Origin of the sequence: Virgibacillus phasianinus, assembly GCF_002216775.1 — a bacterium.
GTDB lineage: Bacteria > Bacillota > Bacilli > Bacillales > Amphibacillaceae > Virgibacillus_F > Virgibacillus_F phasianinus.
Window position 1 is genome coordinate 3,834,319 of sequence record NZ_CP022315.1, and the last position, 22,552, is coordinate 3,856,870.

24 protein-coding genes and 1 pseudogene are annotated in these 22,552 nt (G+C 42.1%); 3 read left to right on the forward strand and 22 right to left on the reverse strand.

From position 1 onward, the window contains the following. Positions 1-53: 53 nt before the first annotated feature. The 16 genes from CFK37_RS18625 to CFK37_RS18700 form a co-directional block, all read right to left on the reverse strand. Positions 54-1,382 carry a YcxB family protein gene (locus CFK37_RS18625; RefSeq protein WP_089063283.1) on the reverse strand — a complete coding sequence of 443 codons (1,329 nt, stop codon included), beginning with the start codon at positions 1,380-1,382 and terminating at the stop codon, positions 54-56. Between the two features lie 131 nt (positions 1,383-1,513). Beyond that, positions 1,514-2,647 (reverse strand): CAP domain-containing protein, encoded by a 1,134-nt coding sequence (locus CFK37_RS18630; protein ID WP_172840534.1) that lies wholly within the window; start codon positions 2,645-2,647, stop codon positions 1,514-1,516. Positions 2,648-3,181: 534 nt separating this feature from the next. Beyond that, positions 3,182-3,691, reverse strand: coding sequence for a GNAT family N-acetyltransferase (locus tag CFK37_RS18635; RefSeq protein WP_089063285.1), 510 nt, complete (start codon positions 3,689-3,691; stop codon positions 3,182-3,184). 159 nt (positions 3,692-3,850) lie between these two features. Further along, positions 3,851-4,102, reverse strand: a complete 252-nt coding sequence (locus tag CFK37_RS18640) for a hypothetical protein (protein WP_089063286.1) — start codon at positions 4,100-4,102, stop codon at positions 3,851-3,853. Positions 4,103-4,196: 94 nt separating this feature from the next. After that, complete coding sequence (locus CFK37_RS18645) at positions 4,197-5,036, reverse strand: DUF2268 domain-containing putative Zn-dependent protease (RefSeq protein WP_245837262.1); 840 nt, start codon at positions 5,034-5,036, stop codon at positions 4,197-4,199. Positions 5,037-5,084: 48 nt separating this feature from the next. After that, the gene (locus CFK37_RS18650) at positions 5,085-5,819 is read right to left on the reverse strand and encodes an SDR family NAD(P)-dependent oxidoreductase (protein WP_089063287.1); all 735 of its coding nucleotides are present in this window, start codon (positions 5,817-5,819) and stop codon (positions 5,085-5,087) included. Positions 5,820-5,952: 133 nt separating this feature from the next. After that, positions 5,953-6,306: a VOC family protein gene (locus tag CFK37_RS18655; RefSeq protein WP_089063288.1), complete on the reverse strand. Its 354-nt coding sequence runs from the start codon at positions 6,304-6,306 to the stop codon at positions 5,953-5,955. 145 nt (positions 6,307-6,451) lie between these two features. Next, on the reverse strand, positions 6,452-7,540 hold the full coding sequence (locus CFK37_RS18660; RefSeq protein ID WP_089063289.1) for a sensor histidine kinase: 1,089 nt from the start codon (positions 7,538-7,540) through the stop codon (positions 6,452-6,454). Then, entirely contained in the window at positions 7,533-8,216 is a 684-nt protein-coding gene (locus CFK37_RS18665; protein ID WP_089063290.1) for a response regulator transcription factor, read from the reverse strand. Before CFK37_RS18665 ends, CFK37_RS18660 begins: the two co-directional genes overlap by 8 nt. Before the next feature lie 39 nt (positions 8,217-8,255). Next, entirely contained in the window at positions 8,256-8,867 is a 612-nt protein-coding gene (locus CFK37_RS18670) for a redoxin domain-containing protein (RefSeq protein ID WP_089063291.1), read from the reverse strand. Between the two features lie 20 nt (positions 8,868-8,887). Beyond that, on the reverse strand, positions 8,888-9,484 hold the full coding sequence (locus tag CFK37_RS18675; protein ID WP_089063292.1) for a peroxiredoxin family protein: 597 nt from the start codon (positions 9,482-9,484) through the stop codon (positions 8,888-8,890). Between the two features lie 17 nt (positions 9,485-9,501). After that, a complete protein-coding gene (locus CFK37_RS18680) occupies positions 9,502-10,260 on the reverse strand; it encodes a cytochrome c biogenesis CcdA family protein (RefSeq protein ID WP_089063293.1) in 759 nt (252 codons plus the stop codon). Further along, positions 10,247-10,927, reverse strand: coding sequence for a hypothetical protein (locus tag CFK37_RS18685; protein ID WP_245837263.1), 681 nt, complete (start codon positions 10,925-10,927; stop codon positions 10,247-10,249). Before CFK37_RS18685 ends, CFK37_RS18680 begins: the two co-directional genes overlap by 14 nt. A 509-nt stretch (positions 10,928-11,436) precedes the next feature. Further along, a complete protein-coding gene (gene clpP / locus CFK37_RS18690; RefSeq protein ID WP_089063295.1) occupies positions 11,437-12,030 on the reverse strand; it encodes an ATP-dependent Clp endopeptidase proteolytic subunit ClpP in 594 nt (197 codons plus the stop codon). Positions 12,031-12,048: 18 nt separating this feature from the next. Beyond that, a complete protein-coding gene (locus CFK37_RS18695; protein WP_089063296.1) occupies positions 12,049-12,852 on the reverse strand; it encodes an RNA polymerase sigma factor in 804 nt (267 codons plus the stop codon). A gap of 192 nt (positions 12,853-13,044) precedes the next feature. Next, the gene (locus CFK37_RS18700; RefSeq protein ID WP_089063297.1) at positions 13,045-13,602 is read right to left on the reverse strand and encodes a cysteine hydrolase family protein; all 558 of its coding nucleotides are present in this window, start codon (positions 13,600-13,602) and stop codon (positions 13,045-13,047) included. 140 nt (positions 13,603-13,742) lie between these two features. Here CFK37_RS18700 and CFK37_RS18705 point away from each other — a divergent pair, with 140 nt between their 5' ends. Then, a complete protein-coding gene (locus CFK37_RS18705; RefSeq protein WP_089063298.1) occupies positions 13,743-14,135 on the forward strand; it encodes an SLAP domain-containing protein in 393 nt (130 codons plus the stop codon). Positions 14,136-14,215: 80 nt separating this feature from the next. Here CFK37_RS18705 and CFK37_RS20060 read toward each other — a convergent pair whose 3' ends face one another. From CFK37_RS20060 to CFK37_RS18720, 4 genes are all read right to left on the reverse strand, one after another. Further along, positions 14,216-14,371: a hypothetical protein gene (locus CFK37_RS20060; protein WP_157724899.1), complete on the reverse strand. Its 156-nt coding sequence runs from the start codon at positions 14,369-14,371 to the stop codon at positions 14,216-14,218. Between the two features lie 29 nt (positions 14,372-14,400). Beyond that, positions 14,401-14,889, reverse strand: a complete 489-nt coding sequence (locus CFK37_RS18710; RefSeq protein ID WP_089063299.1) for a metallophosphoesterase family protein — start codon at positions 14,887-14,889, stop codon at positions 14,401-14,403. Between the two features lie 238 nt (positions 14,890-15,127). Next, positions 15,128-16,294: a hydroxymethylglutaryl-CoA synthase gene (locus CFK37_RS18715; protein WP_089063300.1), complete on the reverse strand. Its 1,167-nt coding sequence runs from the start codon at positions 16,292-16,294 to the stop codon at positions 15,128-15,130. Positions 16,295-16,435: 141 nt separating this feature from the next. Further along, entirely contained in the window at positions 16,436-16,840 is a 405-nt protein-coding gene (locus CFK37_RS18720) for a hypothetical protein (RefSeq protein ID WP_089063301.1), read from the reverse strand. A 267-nt stretch (positions 16,841-17,107) separates the two neighbouring features. Here CFK37_RS18720 and CFK37_RS18725 point away from each other — a divergent pair, with 267 nt between their 5' ends. Continuing rightward, positions 17,108-17,983 (forward strand): AAA family ATPase, encoded by an 876-nt coding sequence (locus CFK37_RS18725; protein ID WP_089063302.1) that lies wholly within the window; start codon positions 17,108-17,110, stop codon positions 17,981-17,983. A 149-nt stretch (positions 17,984-18,132) separates the two neighbouring features. Next, a complete protein-coding gene (locus CFK37_RS18730) occupies positions 18,133-20,052 on the forward strand; it encodes a vWA domain-containing protein (protein ID WP_089063303.1) in 1,920 nt (639 codons plus the stop codon). 127 nt (positions 20,053-20,179) lie between these two features. On the opposite strand, the pseudogene CFK37_RS20585 reads toward CFK37_RS18730, so the two are convergent. Continuing rightward, positions 20,180-20,821 (reverse strand): annotated as a pseudogene (locus CFK37_RS20585) (YcnI family copper-binding membrane protein). Positions 20,822-20,923: 102 nt separating this feature from the next. Beyond that, positions 20,924-22,543: a copper resistance protein CopC gene (locus CFK37_RS18745; RefSeq protein ID WP_089063306.1), complete on the reverse strand. Its 1,620-nt coding sequence runs from the start codon at positions 22,541-22,543 to the stop codon at positions 20,924-20,926. Positions 22,544-22,552: the final 9 nt, after the last annotated feature.

Sequence of the window (22,552 nt, forward strand, 5' to 3'; positions counted from 1 at the left end):
ACAGAAAAGGACCAACGCATAATTTTGCGCTGATCCTCTTCCATTTAATTAGTCTACTTCGGTATTGGAAGCAACCGATATTCCCAATTTGTTCTACATTTGTTTAATTTATAGTAGCCCTCTATTTTATCTTTTGACATATACCCACATTGCTGAGGGGCATTATTAAAAACATCTTGCACTTCATTTTCTGTGGGTTTATAGTGACTTAAATCTGGATCAACAGAAATCCAACCTTCATCAGCGTTTGCATCATATCTTGATTTCAATTCATAAATAATAACACCTTGTGACTTAACATACTTTACCACTCTGATTTGACTTTCATTGTTTTCTCCAGCCACTTTCATAAAATCTTCGAGTATATCTTTATTTTTCAAAACATTATCTTTCAATATGACATCTTTTTCGTTCGGGGTAAATTCTATCAAAGTGTCTTCTTTATCTTGCTCCTCCAGTGGATCATCTTTTGATTCAGTCGATGAATCTTTATTAGTCCCATCCGAAATTTGATTACCTTCTCTTTTATCTAATTGTTTCTGAGCATCGTTAACCGTCAAGCTCAAACCCAATACAGCAATGGAATATCCCCCATGTTCACCATTATCCGGATCAATTTTTGCTATTGCTTTTCGTGTTTGGTCAATTTGTTCCTGATCTGTGGATTCCTTTATTTTTCCAGGGGTTTCATCATTTTTTTCTGAATCGGATTTCCCATCCACTTCGACAAATAAGTCATCCACCATTTGTACAGCTCTCGCAACGTCATTCTGTGGTTTGATATAGTAGTAGTGCACGCCGACTAGCAATACCAAGGCAATAATTAACACCGAAAAAACTGCTCTTTTTGGCTTTCTGTTATAACTAGCCCCAGTCTTAGTTTCTATTTTCGATTCACCCACATATGTAGACAAGAGTTCAATCAGTTCCGTATCGGATTTAACTGCATTCCTTGGAATAATAATAGCGGATTGATTGACATGATATAGGAAAAAGTTCGCATCATCGGCGGTAACTCTCTGAATCTCTTTCCATGCAACATGTTTACTGGAATACTCTCTTTGTACATCTATTCCCTCTTCAGTTAAATGTAAAGAGAAAGGCCCCAGCTTCTTGCTATGCACATCCCTTTTTAACCCACGAACGGCATTATGTCGTATAATAACTGGTACCAATAATGCAAATAAAAACGTCAAAACTAAATTAATCGCGATTTGGACCGGATGAAAGCTTGGTTGAATTAGAAACAGTAAAACAAAAACTATTCCTGCTGATGTGATTGTCAAAATGTTAATCCGCTTTTTCGCCTTATCTGAAGTGTTTAGAAAGTCCTTTTGAAGTGAAACCAGATTATCATATGTCAATTCACCCTTTATGTGCATCTTTCTACAGTCACTCCTAGTTTTTTAGATTATAATAACAATCAACCAAACCGATTCTTAAAGGAAATCGATTTGGTTAATGAAAAAGTTAGCTATTTCTAAATGTTCCTCACCCTAATCTATTTTTATTTCTATAGTGATGGCGAATTACTATAAAAATCTTCCGTATAGTAAGGCTGTGACTCGTTATTAAACGCCACTCCGACCCCTAAATATTTATAATTTTCTCTTAGAATGTTTTTCCTGTGACCTAAGGAATTCATCAGTCCTTCATGGGCAAAGATGCTGCTAAACTGTCCATATGCAAGGTTTTCACCAGCTGTAATAAAAGAAATGTTATCTTCCTTCATACGATCAAATGGGGATTGACCCTGTGGATTTGTATGGGCGAAATATTGATTTTCGGCCATATCCAAGCTGTGATTCCGGGCCGTTTCACTCACATGATCATCCCATTTTAAAATGGACAGACCGTGCTTTACCCTTGTAGCATTTGTTAAATCAAACAGCTGATATTCAAACCCTTCTCTTAAAGACTTGCTTGGTTCGGTATAAAAACCGTCTTTATTCTGTTCTAAATCTTTATTAATAATTTGAATGGCTGTTACCGTATTGTTCGCATGCTTGTCATAAAAAACTGTGACAAAACTGTTGTCAAGCCGAAATACATCATATTCTCCATTACTGTTAATCTGATAATTGACTAGGCCTTTTCTGATGGCAGATTCAGGAGTACCAAGATGATCCCGAACCGATTGCTTAGAACTTCCGAGTTTGACCCCCTTTGCAGAGGCGATCAAATCCTGATTGGTGAAAAGGCCGCGAACCATATTATTTTTATCATAGGCAACCATGATAAAATTATGATAGTTTTCATGATAAGCTGCCCAGCTGACGCCATATTCATTTTTCGAGGTTCGCTTCGGTTTACCAATTTTCTGCTCGACTTTCGCTTTTGATTGTCCTAATTCAATGTTATGAATCGAAAATAGGTGGTCCTCAGGAGCTGATAATTTTGGTGTTTCAATGTCTGTTCCTTTTGATCCTGGCGGCAAATTATCAGGCGATTTGAACAAAGAATCTAATTGTTGAGTTAGGTTATCTAACGTAAAATTGTCAGCTGCATATTCTTTTCCAAAATCGACTGCAGAACGGATGGAATCCTTTACGGATGAAGGAATAGCTTGTTGCACTGGCTCTTCCCATAACGGTTTTGAAACATACCCGATGAACACAATGATTAATAGTAGAATAAAACGTTTCACTAATTCACTCTCCAGTAGCTGTAGTATCGTTCTGATTTTATGGGGTCTAAGTTTTTTTCATTCTAATCGCTTCCGTCAGCAGTCTTATTATTTTTCCAAAAAGAACCAGCATGTGCTGAACCCTCGATAATTTCCGTCCATACTTTTTTATAGCTGATTTATATCTCTTTGTCCAACAAAAAAGCCTTTATTTGGCGTTGTTGCTTTTCATTTGCAGGCTAATTTAAATAGTCTCTGGAAAAGTATCAAGTGTTTTCTACTGCAGCAAATAAACCTTTGGGGCGGCTTTGAAGTGATAGTAAAACGGACAAATCGGACATATTAAGATGGAGCAGGGACTTATTGGGAGTTCAGTGGGGGTGATGGAAAAAATGGCAAAAGTCGGAACTCCCTTCTATAGACTATAAAGAGGGTGTTGCAAGTGTAATTTCGCTAGATCAGTAAATTGGTTAATGTTCTAGAAGTCAAAAAATATAGTATAAAAAAATAAGGCTAACCTGTTGCATTCAATAAAATACGAAGATTCATAGGGATTTAAAATGTTGTCCTTATATCTTCCCATCCATATATGATTTCTTTAAGCTTCTCACCGGAAATTTCCAACTCTGTCGTATCAATTTTTTTAGCTCCAAGCGACTGATAAAATTTTCTGGAACTATTGTCTTTTAACACTGCTACCGTCATTGAATATATGTCTTTTCGTTTCAATTCCTCAATAATTTGCTTAATGAATAGTTTTCCTATTCCGTTTCTTTGGTAGTCTGCCAATATATAAATCGCATATAATTCACCCTGATAGGCAGGATAATTGCCTGTACGCTCCTTACCGCCATTTGCAAAACCTACTACTTCCCCTTCATCGGTTTCAACTACAAAAACAGCCTGCTTTGGGATTTTATCTTTCCATTTTTGTTCCCTGCTTACATAACTCATTCGGTCCAAAAATTCATCTGGAACAATATTTTTATACGTGGTTTTCCAACTATCAACCTGTACCTTTGCAATGCTTTTGGCGTCATTTGGATTCGCTTTTCTAACGTTCATCGTCCACCTCTTTTTTATTGGTTATCAATAAGCTTGTCGATTAGTTTGAGTGTAAGCCCCTTAGCTGTTTTTTAAAATTGTTCAATATGTAATTCCCGAGAATTATTTTAGTTTTCCTCAGTTTAAATTGGAAGGGATGGGAACCCTCCGTCCCGCATCCTATGAAAGAAACCTTGCTGCTTCGAAATGGGTTCTAGACGGATTATTCGGATTAATAATTGTTGGGTTATTAGAAGTTACCCTGACATTTATTTGGTCACCTGCTTGTAATTGAAGAATGGATGAAACACTTAAAATCATTGCATTGGTGCTGTCCTCAGACCCATGAAATTCTTCATCCTCTGCTACTGCAGTATTTCCATTATAAATATAAATGTGTCCTCTAAAATCAGTTATTGTATTGGTTAACAATTGGACTGAGGCAATCTCAATATTGTCGATTGTTGATTTATGATCTCATTAGCAAATGCATCTTTATGGGTTAAATAAAATTCCCCTCCAAAGACTATGCACGGCTACAATATTCGATAAATTCTTCAGAAGGTAATAACATCAATTCTTCAAAGGAAATACTCCTATTTTTTTCGAGATACCATTTAACAAGATAATAACCGATAGAATAACCACCCCAAAAGGGTAATCCCTGTTCACTGTCTCCAAACAAGAATGGATCAGTTATTCCTCCTTTTTCGAATGCGTGTATGTGGTAGGTTTGATTCCATAAAGTTTTAGCTTCCTGTTCTGTGAGCGCATCCTTATATGGCCCTTGAAAAGATTCACCCAATACATGCTTAACAAAATGTTCGGCTAACCCTTCTAATATCATTCGGTCAAGTAATGTCTCATTTCCTTCTTTCATTGCCAATTTACTTATACGCCAATGATGATTAAATTCATGGGTAATAACAGACTTTAATGCCAGGCGAACCTTTTCATCTGGATACACTACAAAGCACATTTTTCCGTCCCAATCTGTAAATGCCGAAACACCACTGAGCTTGTCCTTTACAAAGTCATCATCCTCATCTAATACAAACAGCTCAAATGTTATTTGATAATTTGTAGGAAAGTTTTTCTGTAAACTTTCCAATTCATTCTTTATAAAGGACTCCAATTGCAGCTTGTGCATCTGCTTTAATTGATGTTCAAGTGGGTCAATTTTTCTATTTATATTGAACATACCAAAAAACAACAGCGACTTCAGCTCTTCTTCTGGGAAATTAAACGTTTTCATGGCTAACTTTTCTCTGTCTTGTTCGGGATTTTTCTTTAATTCTTTTATGAACTGCTCCATATGTAATAGTCTGGGAATTATTTTTACTGTTCCTTCTGTATTTTTCAACATAGTTCCCCCTTTTAAAAAAGGAGGGACGAGGAACCTGTCCCTCCGTCCCTACCGTGCGGAATAGCCGCCGTCGATGACTAGTTCTCCGCCGGTAATGTAAGATGCTTCGTCTGAGGCTAGGAATAGTATGGCGCTTGCTACTTCTTCTGGTTTTCCTAGACGCTTCATTGGGGTTGCGTTGACGAGCATATTCATCATATCTTTAGCCTCTGATAGTTTTGAGGTCATTGGTGTTTCGACCACACCTGGAAATACAGTATTTACACGAATATTAAATTGACCTAAGTCTGAGGCAGCGGCGCGGGCAATGGCACGCAAGGAACCTTTTGATGCCGAATAATGATTGAAGCCGGAACCGATAATGGCGGTATAGGAACAAGTGTTAACAATTGAACCCTTACCCGCTTCTTTCATATATTCAGAGACATGTTTAATTCCCAAAAACGGACCAAACGAATTGATTTTATGCATAAGGCTCCAGTCTGCATCGGTAATTTGGTCAGATGTTTTTTCAGAAGAAATGCCTGCGTTGTTTACTAAAATATCGATCCGGCCATATCTCTCAACAACAGCCTTTGTTAACTCAGCCCAGTCCTGATTAGAAGAAACGTCTAATCTCATTCCTTCTACATTGTCCAGTTCAGCAATTTTTGCTAGATTTTCCTCATTAATATCGGCAGCAATTACGATTGCGCCTTCATCTGCAAATAATTTTGCCATCGAAGCCCCCATACCTGATGCACCGCCGGTAATAATAGTGATTTTATCTTTTAAACGATCCATTGATAATTCCCTCTCCTTCAACTTGCAAATGGTTTATATATGACGATGAATGTGTTAAATTAATTCGTCACCACAAATATAGTTTAACACTAAACACTTTTCCGTTAAACTACTTTGCGTTGAAAATCATTATTTATTTTTGCTCAATCAGACCGAATCCAAGTCCAGTAGGATCCACTAGGTATGCTAGAAAAAAGTCATCGAACTCCATCTTCCCCTGTACGACCATCGCACCATTGTCTTTTGCTTTGATGATTGCATCGTCAATGGAATCAACCTCAATTTGAATACGTGTTCCATGTGGATAATCACTTGGACCTTTACTTATTCCACCGTCGATTCCAGTGTTCATCGTATCCTTTTCCGTAGAAACAGCCCAATAATCCCAGTCCGGTTCAGACATTTTCCATCCAAATACATTGGCATAAAATTTTGCTGCCTTTTTCGGCTCCTGACTGCTCAATTCGAATCCAACAACTCGCCCCATTTTGGCTCCCCACTTTCAAAAATGTATAAAAGCTCGCTTTTATACTAGTAATTCTCTGTTGGCCAATTGAATTCCTGTTTTTTGATTGTAAATAATATGTGTACGCTTTGAGAGGTGGGACAAAGGACCTGTCCCTCTGTCCCTGTCAGTAATCTTGACCTGTCCCTAATGTGAACCAGAAGGTGTGATGTTGATTTTGGGTTTTTACTCCTATTTCGCCGTGATGGTGTTCGATGATTTCTTTTGATATGGCAAGTCCGAGTCCTGTTCCTCCGGTGTCCCGGGTTCTTGAGGGGTCGATTCGGTAAAATCGTTCAAAGATTTTTTCTTGTTCGGCTTGGGGAATTGGCTGGCCGGGTGCAGTGATGGAAACCTTGTATTTTGAATGCAAATTTTCCCCATTTATCGTTAAGTCACCTGGTCCCTGGTAGTAACGAATGGCGTTATCAATTAAATTGCTGATAACCTGGGGGATGCCCTTATTGAATACATGCACTTTTCCCGGTTCTGTGTGGACATGGACAGCGATGCCTGCTTCTTTCAAGGACCACCGAAACATGTCAACGGATTGTGCGACCAGCACATCCATATCCATCGGTTCCCGTTCAGAAAATGTTTGTTTTGATATATAATCCCATTCTTTCAGCAGTTCAAGCTGTTCAATCATATTCGTTAAGCGCTTGGATTCTTCGTAAAGGGATTGATACAGTTTCCGGTCACCTTCAATTACACCATTGTTTAATGCACCAAGATAACCATTTAAATTGGATAAAGGAGTGCGAAATTCATGGGATAAATCCGCTACAAGTTTTTCTTTATGTTGCTGGTTGTATTTCAATTGCTCCACCAGTTCGTTGAAATGACCAATCAACTGCCCCATTTCATCCTCTGATCGCACTTCAATCGGTCTCGGGTATTGACCCTGCTTCATTGTTTTAGTAGACTTTATCAATTTCCTTAAAGGGTGAATGAGTTTTCTCATTAAATGGAAATGAATCAGGCTGCCAATTACAATCGTTGAAATACTGAAAATCCATAAATAAAGAAAGAGAGTTGAATTAAACTGTTCTTGCTTCTGATTCGTCATCGTCCCCATTCCATCTACCAAGAAACAAGCCGTGTTATAAATCGCCAGGCTGCTCAGAGTGATAAACGATGCAATAACAATGATATTGATCAGCGTCAGCCGCCACAGGAACCGTTTGGGAAGCCATGATTTTCTATCTTTATTCATCCACAAATTTATACCCCATTCCCCGAACTGTATGAATTCGTTTCGGCGAGGCAGGATTATCCTCGATTTTTTCCCGAAGCTTTTTTATATGTGCATCAATTGTCCGATCAAGCACAGTCTTATCGGCATAAGGATAGAGATGCTGAATGAGATCCTCTCTTGATAACACGACATTTGGATTCTCCATGAAATGAAATAATAGATTAAATTCATGTTTCGTCAAATGCAGTTGCTTATCGAAAAGCACTACCTCCCCTTTTCTCGGTTTGATGCACAGCCCGCCATAGGTAATCTTTTGACAAAATTGTCCCGTTCGACGTAAAACCGCTTCAACATGCGCGACAAGTTCATCAGGGTCAAACGGCTTTGTCAGGTAATCATCCGCCCCCATTTTCAGTCCATTAATTTTATCATCGGTCCGAGCTTTGGCGGATAGCATGATAATCGATACCTCATTCCGTTCTCGCTCCCTAACCCATGTGCAGAAATCCTCTCCACTAACTTTCGGAAGCATTAGATCAAGGACAATTAAACAAGGGTGCCAGGTTAGAAAAATAGTTTTTGCCTCTTCCCCATCGGCTGCTTCCATCACGTCATAATCGGCTTTCTTCAAATAAATACTGACAAGCTCGCGGATCATTTTATCATCCTCGACCACTAAAATTGTTTGCTTCACCATGTTCACCTCAGGCCTATTGTACGCTATAAAACCGGTCTATTTCATCTTTTCAAATTCCTGAACCATCCGTTCATAACTCATTGCACCAAATGCCTTGAACTGAATAATTCCATTTGGATCAATCATAAAGGAAGTTGGGATTGGACGTATCCCATAATTTGTAGCTACTTCGATTTGTTTATCAAGCAAAATGGGAAACGTTACCTGAAACTCATTTACAAAATCCTGTACCTGCTGCAAACTCTTCTCTGTTTGTGTTAAATTAATCGCCAAAATAACGATATCTTCATTTTGATAAAACTTTTCCATATCCGGCATCTCCGCACGGCATGGCGGACACCAGGTTGCCCAAAAGTTGACCATTACCCGCTGCCCACGGTAATCGGATAGTTTCACAGTTTTACCGGCTAATGTTTGAAGCTGGAAGTCCGGAGCAATGTTTCCCATCTCTAAACCAACTGTGGGATCAGCAGTTGTTGCTTCACTTTTATCAGCGGTCGATGGTTCGGTTGCCTTACCGTTCACTGAACTGGATTCTTTTGCCTCATCTGTATCAGGACTGGCAGAATCGTCTGGCTGATCAACGAAATCATACACAGCAAATCCAACCATTCCGAGAAGCACAATTAAAATGACAGCCTTTTTCATTTAGTTCACCTCCTGGTCCCTTATTTCATTTTTTCCAGCTGTTGTGTCATGAGTTCATAATTCATCGCGCCAAGGGCAATAAATTGGATACGACCTTCTGAATCAATCATATAGGAAGTTGGGTATGCCCGAACTTGATAGGTTGTCGTCACATCAGCATTTTCATCCAGGAGCACTGGAAAAGTCATCCCATATTTTTTCGCAAATTCAGTGACAGCACCCTTACTTTTTTCTGACCCTGTCATATTAACGGCTAATATAGCCACGTCCTTATTTTCATACAACTTTTGTAAATCAGGGATTTCAGCACGGCATGGTGGACACCAGGTTGCCCAGAAATTGATTAGGACGCGCTTGCCTCGATAATCCGATAATTGAACTGTCTCACCATTCAGCGTTTGCAGCTTGAAATCAGGGGCAATTTCACCTCGTTCAAGCCCCACTTGATCAGATTCTTTCACTTCCTCCTGGTTATTCGCTGGTGGTGATGTGATTTTACCTCCTGAAACGGATTCATTTCCTTCTTTGGGGGTTGGTTCATCAGTCGAACTTGTAAAATCGTAAACTGCAAAGCCAAACATTCCAACTACAATTACAAGCAGAATTGCCTTTTTCATGGTTCATTCCCTCCGTATTATCCTAATTTCGATAACCATGTATCCTGTACTAAATCAAGCAGAAACCCGGTAATTCGCGGCATAAGGCCGAAAAATAAAACCAGTCCCATGATTATCATAATAACTGCGCCTATCTTCATAATGATCTGGCTGTGCCGGACAATCCATCTGGTCGATCCAAGAAAGAAAGTCAGTGTGATAAACGGTAACGCAAAGCCGATGACGTACATAATCGTATAAAATACCCCTTGGCTTGGATTACTGGCAGCAAGCAGCAGAATAGAGCCAAAGATAGGGCCTATACACGGGGTCCAGCCAGCCGCGAAACCAAGGCCAATGAAAAAGGTTCCCACATACCCCGCCGGCTTTTTGGAGTAATGGAACCGCCTTTCTTTCATTAACGATGGAATCGTAATCCAACCGGCAACAAATAACCCCATAATGATAATGAAAATCCCTGCAATCCGTTGAATAAACAACCCGGAATCGCCAAGCAATAAATCCTGCGCCCATTGCCCTAGAAACGAAGCACTGGCGCCAAGACTAATAAATACTAATGATACCGCCAATAAAAAGATAATCGAGTGACTCATTAATTTGCGGCGAATTTTAGCGTCCTGATTCCCCCTGAGTTCCTTCACACTTATCCCGGTAATGTACGATAAATATGCTGGAAATATTGGCAGCACACACGGTGACAGGAAGGACAACGCCCCCGCCCCTATCGCTAGAAACATTCCCACTACCAGCATCGTATCTGCTTCAATTCCACCCATTGCGATCCCTCTTTCTTTTGTTAAAAATAATAATTAAAATGCTTACAATGAAAAACAAGCCCACAAACCATGGATCCATTAAATAACCAAATACTGTAGCAAATGGCTGTGTATATGCGATTAGCACAACCCCGGCCGACCAGCCACAAAGCATCACGATCAATAGCACACTGCCTGATATGCGATCACGGACCAGCAGGAATGTAATCAGAAGAACAGTTAGTAATATTATGTAACCAAGCGAGTACACCCTGTCGTGCCAAACAAGCTGGATAAATTCATAGAAAAACGACGCCACCAGGAACACAGGCAGAAAAGATTCCATAAATAAAGGCACGTCCATCTTTCGTCGTTTAGACTTATAAGCAAGTACGACAGCACTAAATAAAACCGCCAGATAAAATGCATTCGAGTTACTTGGATAAGCCAATATTGCCAATGGATCCTTGATGAATATGGAAAGGTTTAACAGGACCTTTCCAAGCCAGATAAAGATCATGAAATTAATCAGTTGTGAAATCATTTCCTCTAGGAGCCTTTTCTTTTGTGCCTTAGACAAATCGCTCACAATATAAAAGAAAATAAATCCAGCAAGCATACTGAAGATTATTACGCCGATTGCCATTAATTTGCTTACGACCAGCATAAAGCGACTCCTCCATTTCAATGGTTTACATCCTTACCATATACGTTGATTGTGAAAATTTGATGAAAATATCAGTATTTCTATAACTTGCCTAATATATAAATGAGCAATGTATTCTTTTTGCGAAGATGAACTGGACTTGTCGTCAGTCATGCAAACGTTAAAGTGAATCTTATGAAGCGCAAGTAAAGTCAATTTCATATAAGAAAAGCTTAGGGCGCCCGTTTAGAAGCGGACGCATAAGCAAGGGATCGTAGAACGCATGGGTATGGCGTTCGTAGTGTCCATTGCTTATGACGACAGTTTTTGGGCGCTGGAGCTAGACAAGAAAAGCGCAAGCGCCCGTTTAGAAGCGGACGCATAAGCAAGGGACCGTAGAACGCATGGGTTTGGCGTTCATAGTGTCCATTGCTTATGACGGCAGCTTTTGGGTGCTGGAGCTAGACATATATAAAAAACGTGTCAGAGGAGGGATTATGCTCCTTAACACGTTTTTTCAAAGTTTATTTAATTCATCCTAAAATTTTCTATTATATGGATTCTTTTGATTCCACTACTTTATCAATCATCCCGTATTCCTTCGCTTCCTCTGCTGTCATGAAGTAATCCCGATCCGTGTCTTTGTTTATTTTTTCAAGCGGCTGTCCGGTTCGTTCTGCGAGAATATTGTTAATTCGCTTCCGCATCTGGATAATACGGCGGGCGCTAATTTCAATATCACTTGCCTGGCCTTTTGCTCCACCTAATGGCTGGTGAATGACCACTTCACTGTTCGGCAAAGCAAGCCGCTTTCCTTTCGCTCCGGCTACGAGCAACATGGCGCCAAAGGAAGCTGCGAACCCGGTACAAATTGTTTGCACATCCGGCTTGATGAACTGCATCGTATCGTAAATTGCAAATCCCGCGGTGATTGATCCACCGGGACTGTTAATGTACAGGGATATGTCTTTTTCAGAATCCTCCGCCGCCAAAAACAACAATTGTGCCACGATGCTATTGGCAATTTCATCATTGACCTCTGTTCCAAGAAACACAACGCGATCCCTCAGCAACCGCGAATAAATATCATACGAGCGTTCTCCTTGCTTTGTCTGCTCAACGACATATGGAATGACATTCGACATGCTGGTTAGCTCCTTCCATTATGCAGCGAACGAAAACTCCTTCGTCAACCATGACAAGGAATTCAGCCATTCTGACCGATAAAACGGGATAAAAAGTAAATCGCCGCTTTTTGTCGGGATTGCCACAAGCAAGTATGAAACACTTGCTCTCGAAATTTGTTGTATTGTGAGCTGTGGTCCTGAAACCATTTTGGCACCTGGGATGGACGTTTGACGCGGTTCCAGCATTTCTTTATGAAAAAGATCGATTAATTTGGCCGCCTCCCCGTTGCGTACTGCGGTGACATAGGTTATAACTCTGTCGTGGTCCATGTTTCCATCGTCTTCATGTTTTTCCAGATTCAATTTTCTCCGGGCACGATGGAGGGCTGCCTTTACTGCCCCTTCATTTGTGCCAGTCATCGCTGCAGTTTCCTGCGCTGTGTAGTCCAGTCCAGATAACAGCATTGCCAAACGTTGTTTAGGTGTCAGCTCACGCAGTAATAATTCCATTGCACTGTATATCTGATCCGAGTCCGTCTCTTTCCTCGCCACCAGCATTGACGTATCCTGATTGAAGTCTACATCCGGCTTGCGTTTTCGGTATTCATCAATCCATGTATTAGAGGCAATCCGGAACAAGTACGCTTTGGACACTGACTTTGATGTACCAAGCCAGCTTTTGTATGCCTTTGTTAATGTATCCTGCATCAGGTCTTCCCCATCCCATGTCGATTTCATCAAAGATCGGCAATACTTTTCCAAGTCCTTCAGGTATGGTTGAACAGCATTCTCGAAGTTTTCATTCGCTTCAGCGAGAGTTTTTTGTACATGCGGCCGCATTGCAAATCACTCCTCAAATTTTGTCTTTCACTTAGTATAAACGAAAAAGCGGGGTGAAAAGATACGGGAGTGTGAAAAATATTTAGCGGGGGTTAGTTTTGGCGAATACACTTAGGGTAAAATGACTACAACACATAAAAGCCTTAATCCTACAAGAACATTTGGATTAAGGCTTTGATTTCCCTTCCACATTTACCGATAATTATCATGGATGGGCTGAAAAAGATCTTCCTCCGCTTTTCGAACAATAGAAAAATGAACAACATTGTCATAGCCGTGCAACGTTTCATTCGTATGATTGATAATCTGTTCAGCAGATAAATTTTCCGAATCCGCCGTTGAATGTCCATCCCCAACTAGTGTAACGTCAAAGTAATTGGCCGTGGCCGTTCTTACTGCAGTGTCAATGCAATATTGTGTGGCGCACCCCATAATCACAAGGTGGTCAATCTTCTTCTCTTTCAAAAGTGTCATTAATGGAGTTCCATAAAATGAATTCGTGGCTTTTTTATCAATTACTGGTGAATCAGCTGGCACTTTGATGTCCTGGTGGATTTGAAACCCTTTCCCTTCCCCGCCGGCAACATCCTTATCCCTTACAAAAACAATAAGAGAATCAGATTCCTGTGCTTTTTTTATTACCAGATTAATATTTTCCACCAGCTTTTCCTTACGAAAGACACTTTTCTCCTGCTCATTTCCCTCAATTAATTCCTGCTGGGCATCGATTACTAATAAAGCTTGCTTCAATAGCAAAACCTCTTTTCTTTGTATTTACCTGCTTTCATTTCCTGCATATACTTATTTCGCTGCGGGTCCGATGAATTCCTCTATATTTTTTTCAAAAAAGGATTTATAATCGAAGAAATGTCGAAAATGAGGTGTTATTAATGCAAAAGCTCACATTTCAATCCGCATGGGATAAAACAATTGCCGATCGGGACCGGGAACGGATTAAAGAAACGTTTCAAAAAGCAGAATTAGCCCCGGGTGTTGACATTCAGTTCACATCACTTTGGCAAGCCAAAAATCATCGCGGGGATCTGCTGGTTGCAATGTTAATCCATAACACCAGTTACCAGGATTACACCTTCCATAATCAAGAGTTTTCCTATGTAGTAAACGATACAATTCTCGCCAAGTATAGCTTCTCTCCCGGGGTAACTATCCAAAAACAAACCAGCATGCCCTGGACATTCATCTTCCCTACCGGAAGCTTTAACAGCAACGCAAAGTTTGAAGGCGGCCAGCTGCGGGGTGGGACGCGGGGACAGGTTCCTTGACCCGCGACTGCCTTTCCGGATTCAAGGCACTGCTTGGGACCGTGTTCAGTACTTCACTTCATCTTTCGTATTTCCAACGTTTACAGTTTATTAAGATCCTGAAACAGCTTTTCTTTCAATTCCTTCCTATGCGTTTCCACCCGGTTTATTTTTCCCAAAGTTAGTAACGAAAAAAGAGAAACAAATAAATACTTGCCGAGGCTTGTTTCCTTATTCTGTGCAATAATTTTTTCCACAGGCAGGTTCCTCCCGAGTTAAATTTTCATCATTTAAACAAAATAATTTCCGCTCTAACTGTCTCCCCAATCTCAAGAATTCCGTACGAATAATGTGGCAGAGTTCGTTTATCGGTTGGTGATCCCGGGTTCATCAACAGTATCTTTTTAAAATATCGAATCATCGGGATGTGTGAGTGGCCATAAATGATAATATCTACTTCGTCCCCATCAAACGTAGCCAACGCGCGTTTTTCAGTTGTTTTTTTCTCCCCATGTCCGTGGACAATACCAATCCTGTGCCCCTGCACTTCTACTATTTGCTGGGAAGGAAAATTTTTTATAACCTCATCGGGATCCACATTGCCGTACACGCCCTTTACCTCGGCGTAACTGGAAAACGTCCGAAAAACATCCATCGACATCCAATCCCCTGCATGAATAATGAGATCGGCCGATTTACAGTCCTTCACCAGATTTGATGGCAGTTGTTTGGCCTTTTTCGGCATATGCGTGTCTGAAGTCACCACGATTTTCATGTCGTCCCTCCATTTCCGTCAACATTACTTCAAAATGCTCATATTAAAGTTTGACTGTACTTAGGTGCTATTTAATTCCTTCTCTTTGTTTATTGTGTTTGAAAACATTGTACATGAGGGATTCCTATACAAAAACCCCAGAAAGAAACTCTTTCCAGGGCCAATTAATTCAAAATAACTTATATACAAACTTATCATAATTTCGCCCATCCGGGACAAGGAACCTGTCCCCGCGTCCCTACTTATGCACGTATTGGCGTTTGTTGTCGGTTATGCCTGCTAGGCAGATGGCTGCGGGGTCATTGTTGACTGTTAGTTCGATGGTTGAACCGTCTGTTGGCAGGGTTTCTTGGAAAACTTCTTCGTATTCGGCTACAGATAATTCTGTACGATTGGAAAATAACGTTTTGTGATTTTCCATCTGTAAGTGCTTCTGATAGTCTGGCTGCAATATGCCAGTGAAGAACTCACCTACTGCACCGGAACCATAGCTGAACAACCCGATTTTTGCACCTGCCTGCAGATTTTCATTTTGTTCAAGCAGGGAAAGCAGACTTAAGTACAGTGACCCGGTGTAGATATTGCCCACATTGCGGTTATACGTTGCACTAATCTTGTAGTTTTCCACCAGCCGGTCTTTCACATCTTCTGTCCCTTCATCCAGAACAGTCCGCAATGCTTTCAGCCCCATCTTGGTATATGGCAGGTGGTAGCAAATTGCTTCGAAGTCCTTAAGCTCCAGTCCTGTCTTTGCTTTGTATTGCCCAAAGACTTTGGAAAAAAAAGAGATATATTGTTCATTCGATAATTTTCCGTCCACGAATGCCATATCCGAATAGACCGGGCGCCAGAAGTCCATAATATCTGCGGTGAAATAAACGCTATTATCCTCAAGTTCCATAATACGCGGATTGGCACTGATCACTAAGGCTACCGCTCCCGCTCCCTGGGTTGCTTCGCCCGATGTGTTCAGCCCGTACCTTGCGATGTCGGAACCAAGCACCAATACTTTGCTCTCTGGATTTAATGCAATATGCCCTTTTGCCATTTGAATTCCAGCAGTCGCTCCGTAACAGGCCTGCTTCACTTCAATCGCCCGGGAATATGGGTTAATTCCTAATAATTCATGCACATATACCGCTGCTGACTTAGAGCTGTCGATTCCGGATTCTGTTCCGAAAATAACAAAGTCAATGTCCTTTTTATCTTTTTCGTCCAATATTTCCAGTGCCGCATTTGCCGCTAAAGTAACCGGATCCTGTGTGATCGGGGCTACTGCCATCTTCTCCTGTCCAATGCCGATTGTATATTTTTCAGGATCCACACCCCGCTCTTCAGCTAATTTGTTCATATCAACATAAAGATGTGGTGTGTAAAAGCCTATTTTATCAATTCCTATTTTCACGATTTTTTCTCCTTTAACGACTCGTATTAAATGATTCCATCCCATCGTACGTAAATTGGTTAAACTTCAGTTTACTATATTTGATGGGAAAATTAAATCATCACGCCCGTTAGCAAGGCTTTTCATACTTGCCTGAAAAGTTTATACATGATCTCTTTCCTTCAAAATGTCCTTTATCATTTCAATATGAAATGCGGCCCACGCCTTTTCCTTAAAATGAAATACGGCACTAGCTGTAAGTAGAATGAGGTAAATTAAAATAAAACCGATCCCAATCAAACTGCCATTGTTAAAAAAGATCTTTTGGACTTTATCCGAAATTAAAAATAATAGCCAAGGAATTGACGTGACAAAGATGGGAATAATACCCGTTCCGTTCTTCTCTTTAATCATTCGATAATGGATCAATTGAAGCGTGTCACTATCAAGGGATTCGTAAAAGGATTTAATCTCGGCAGTTTCCATCAGATCCTTATCAGAACCAATATCATCCTGCCCCTTCAACGTCAGAAAGACCTTATGTGCATCACCACGAAAAGAAAACATACCACTCCCCCTTTCACCTATACAATAAATTGTTTACCACATCCCACCGCATCATACATCCGGGACTTGGATTCGGTTGGGTCGTGGGTTGGGTCGCGGGGACAGGTCCCTTGTCCCGCTATCGCCGCCCGCCTCCTTAAATAAGCCGATTTTTTTGTGGTTCCCACCATATTTGTGATTAAATGGTAGGGACAAGGGACCTGTCCCTGCGTCCCGCCGAGGGGGGAGGAAGCTGTCCCTATGTCCCATGAAAGGAGTACGTTTTGGATGATTACTGATTATAATTTGCCGGACAATATTGTTGATATTTTGAATGCGAATAAACGCGAAGATGATGATACATTTCAGGAATTAATACGGCAGGGCGGCTATGTGCCCCCTCATATAAACTTATTAATTGATGCGATTTCCGCACTGAGCATGGGGAAAAATATTTTGCTGAAGGGCCCTACTGGCGCCGGTAAGACGAAATTCGCGGAAACGTTATCCAGCCTGTTTCACCAGCCGATGTTCAGCATCAACTGCTCAGTGGACTTGGACGCGGAAAGCTTGATGGGCTTTAAAACATTGGCGTATCAGGATGAAAAGCAAAAAATTGAATTTGTCCCGGGTCCTGTGACAAGTGCAATGAACGATGGAACCTTCCTATATATTGACGAAATAAATATGGCCAAACCGGAAACATTGCCACTCATCAATGGTGTCCTAGACTACCGGAGAACAATTACCAACCCCTTTACAAACGAAATTATAACCGCTGAAAAGGGATTTAATGTCATTGCCGCAATCAATGAGGGCTACGTTGGCACAGTGCCATTAAACGAAGCGCTGAAAAATCGTTTTATTGTCATTGATGTTCCTTATATCGAGGGGGAAGATCTAAAACAATTGATCGAATCAAACACAAAGCTGACAGATAAAACGACCATCGATTTGTTTGTCACCTTGTCCACTGACCTGATCCGCGCTGTTTATCAGGGAAAACTTGCCGAAGATGCCGCGTCCATCCGCGCCCTGCTTGACGCCTGCGATCTGAGTGCAATCATTCCGCCAAAACGCGCCATTCTCCGGTCGATTGTTGATAAACTTGACGAGGAACGCGAAAGAGAATTTGTGAAGAATTTAGCTGACACATTGTTTTAATACGGGGTGAAGATCTGCCGGGATTGTAGGTTGTTTCCCAAGTTTACTGACTTGTCTCCCGAGTTCGTGATGCGCTCTCCGAAGTCCGAGCACATATACAAAAATGACTATGCAATTGCGCACATATAAGAAAGAAAGGAGGTTACAAATTGAAATACAACCGCTGGGATGATTCTAAGGTAGACACAAATCTTTTCCTGCAGTTACAGGACCTGACCACGATACTATCGGATAACCAGGACTTAAAATTCGAGTACAAGTATGGTTCATTCATCGATCTGATTGATGATGAGGTGACGGGCAGCCATTTCTGGGATGTGAATAATCAGACGATTAAGGAATCCGGTTACAAGACGGATGTATTTTTGCGTTCAATTGGAACCTTGCAACATTCGCATGTCCCCACCCTGAAAGGCTTTTTGGAAAATAACGTTGAATCCAGCCTGCCGAAGTTCACTATTCAATTCATGACGTTGCTGGAAGATTTGCGTCTGGAGGAAATCATTACAAAAGTGCGGCCAGGTACGAAGAAAGACTTCTCTGTCCGGAGAAATTACCTGAAGCACCATTTTCAGACTGAATTAACTGCGAATGTGACACGGAGCAACCGGCTTGATGAATTATTTTGCCTCATTTATTTGTTGCTGCAGGCTGATTCCCCGGACCCTGTTTTCCCGAGGGCGAATGAACAGCAGCTTAACAGTCTTGAGGAATTAAAACCGCTTCTCTACTCCTCTTTTGAGGCAAAAAGCACGGCCGACAGCATTAGGATCGCCGAGCAAGTCGCGGTCCAACTTGGGGAGCAGTACCGGGACATGACACATGACTATTTCACCTTCCCGATTTCACAAATCGAAAAGTATGAGCGGAATACCTTATTTGATGAATTGACGCGGACGGATGATTTGGCGAATGAGGACATAGAGGACGTGGACGACGAAAATAATGAATATATCGATGAACAGTTTTCCAGCTGGCATCGGGAAAATCAGAACAGTGACCGCAAGCAAACGTTTCTGCAATTTGATTTGGAAGTCGGAACGAAAACAAACATTATGGGTGGCGGAACACGCGAAACGGAAGACGCTGATCAGGCTATGGGAACCATCCAGGGGGCTTCCGGCCAAAGCGAGAAAAACGACTATTCGGAACTGGAATCACTCGAGAAACAGGCTGGAACGAAAGGAAAACAAACGACTGAATCTGCATATGGCGAGGAAAATAAAGATGCTGTCGCGATTGATAAAAGAGCCACGGCACCTTCCTGGGATGATGAACAGGCCTATCAGGAGACCGTTCATTCGATCGAAACGTACAAACGCAAACTTGCGACCACCATTGAAAAAACGCTGGAACACAAAAAGAATGAACCGCGCCGCGACCTGCTTTTTGGCCGATTGTCCCATAACCTGCTGCCAGTTGTAATCGATGAAAACCCACGGGTATTTTATAAGAAAAATCAGGAATCAAAAAACATCGATGCCGTGTTCACCCTGCTTGTCGACTGTTCCGCCTCCATGCATAATAAAATGGATGAAACAAAACGGGGTATCGTGTTGTTCCATGAGGCGTTGAAGCAATTGAGGATCCCTCATTCCATCGTCGGTTTCTGGGAGGATGCGAATGATGCGAAAGACACCTATCAGCCAAATTATTTTCACCGCATCCATTCCTACACGGATTCCGTTTATCAAAATGATGGGGCGAAAATCATGCAGCTTGAGCCAGAGGAAGATAACCGTGACGGATTCAGCATTCGGGTGATGACCAAGGAATTAGCAGCCAGACGAGAAAAGAACAAATTCCTGCTCGTATTTTCCGATGGCGAGCCAGCTGCCTGGAATTATGACCAAAATGGTATCGTCGACACGAACCTAGCCGTATCAGAAGCACGCAAAAAAGGCATTGATGTCATCGGTATGTTCTTAGCAGATGGCGGGATCGACGAGCGAGAAGACGAAACAATGAAAAACATCTACGGGAAAGAACGCCTAATGATCCCAAGCGTATCCGAACTCCCCGAACACGTCGCACCACTACTGAAGCGACTGTTATTGAGGGTAGTGTAGCGGGACGCGGGGACAGGTCCCGCGTCCCGCTGCACTGAACCGTCCAAGTGAAATACATAAGAAAAACCGGGCCATATCGCCCGGTTTTTCTTATTACTTCAGGACAAGGAACCTGCGTCCAAGCAGCTTATGCCCGTTTGCGGAACAGGCCGATTAGTGCTAATAGGATTGCTATTACTGATAGGGAAATTGCTATCCAGTTGGTAGATCCTGATTCGGAACTGGAGCTGGTGTCTGTTTCTTCTTCCGCCGCTTCACTTGTGGTGGACTGTTCATGGTCTTCGTGCGATGAAACCGCATCCCCTTCTGAAATCTTTGTCACGGAAGCAGGTTTTTCCGAATCAGGAGATCCCGCCCATTCAACAACAGATCCATCATCATAAGTCTGCACCGCTTTCCAGCTAATTTGTCCGGGTTCACTGGGATTTGCTGCAATAAAGGCAAATTCAGTAAATTCATTCGGGCCAATTCCATCGTTCTTCGCTGTCCAAGTTACCGATTTTATCTATCCATCATCACCTTTTTCCAGCTTATAATCCCAATTGGCCATTGGCAGGACGGACACAAGACTCACGCCATCAGGTACCTGCAGCATCACCTTTGTGGTATGACTATCCTTTTCTACAGGGACGCGCACCGCGTATTTTTCATAGGCATTCGTTGTGCTTTCACTTGGGTGCACCGTTACATGCGCTGACACCACAGTGGTCATTAATAACAAGAAAAACGCCGCAAATAATGGTATAAATAATTTACTTCTCTTCATCATTTAACTAAACCTCCATTAAAAAGATTTTTGTGGGACATGGGGACAGGCACCGTGTCCCGTGTTTTGGGACAGGGTGCCTGTCCCCATGTCCCGCCGACAACCCTATTTCCTGCCGGCGATAAACAGGTTGTCTGTCCATTGGGTTTTTTGGCCGCTTGGATAGTTGGCGGTAATTTTCAGGTGCCAGGTTCCGGGCATGGTGAAGGGTAATTTCACGTGATATTCTCCTGGCTGCGTTTGCTTTGCGGTAAGTGGACCGGATTTCATTCCGTGGTCCGGCATCACGATTTCAACCCGCAATTGTTCAGGTCTCTCCCCGTCGATTGCAGAAAGCCTGATAATCATTTGCTGTTCACCGACTTGTAATTGGTCAATACTGACCGCCGCCTCTGCCTGCGCCTGTTCCTGACTGGATGCCAATGTTTGATCGTACGACTCTACGGCGATTGGATACGCCGTCTGACTCATCCAAACTCCAATCAGAATAACAACTAAACCAATTATCCATTCCACCCGGATAACGCGGGGTGTTGCGAATGTCTTTCTTTTTTTCCACTTTAGTGTTTGAAAAACTGCCAAACCGATCATAACGGCGGTAAAGATAAGTTTAAACAGCAGCAATGTGCTCCACTGCATCCAATCGGTAACTACAGCCACCCAGCTTGTCTGCAGAAAGACCATGGTAATTCCGGATAGGACTACTAATCCAGTGGCAACCATCATCCTGTTTACGAAGAATGGCCTGAATTTTCCCCATGAAACTTCACCACCGTGCTTCCTTTGCCAATAAATGAGCAAAATAACATAGCAAAGTGCACCAAGCCACAGAGCAATTGCCAGCTGGTGGATGATACGTGGAATCAGGGCGATTAGCGGATTTTCCATTCCCCACACATGCCCTCCAAAGGCTGGAATAGCTGCTAGTGCTAGCCACAAAACCAAATACCAGCCACGGACCATTCCAGGAATAAACAGCAAAATCAAGGCAAATAACTGTGCAAACAGCATTAGGACGAAAGGAAAATCAAGTAATAAGTCCCATCTTCCTTGCAAGACCGTTTGCATCATTCCCGGTGGAAGCGAGGCTGCGTAAAAAGCCAGTTCAGCAATCGTTGCTAAGACCAGGATTACGGCTCCAATTCGCCGCCCCCTTCGAAATAGGGTACTGTTACTTGGATACCCGCGTCTTTCAGCCAACCAGGCAAACAAGAAATACCCGGCACCAAGGAGCAGTAACCCTTGAGCAATCGTGCGAGCTATTATAAGCGGCACCTTAGAGTCACCAGCACTTGTGGCCGATTCAACCCCGCCTGCTGTTGCTTCACCGACCGCAAAAGAGTATGAACCGCTAACCGGATGACCATCCAACGAGACGATGCTCCATTTAACGGTGTAAGTCCCCTGGTCCAGTTTCGGAAGCGAAAATTCCAGTGTTGGGGATCTTTCACCTTCCTCGTCCGGATGCCCTGAAAAAACAGGATTTGCATTCCAATCGTAAATCGTCACAGAAGCCAGCTCCTGTTCGATTGGCTCACTGAAATGCAGCTTTAGGGCAGGGGGTGACTTCTCTGTAACAACCCTTTCCGCGGGAGTAGACTCTAGTAAACCTGAATGTGCTTGAACCGCCGGAACATGCATGAAAACAAAATATAATCCGATACATAAGGCAGCAATTTTAATAAAATAAGTCACCATTTTTTTCTGGCTTAAAATAACAAACACCTCCCCGCC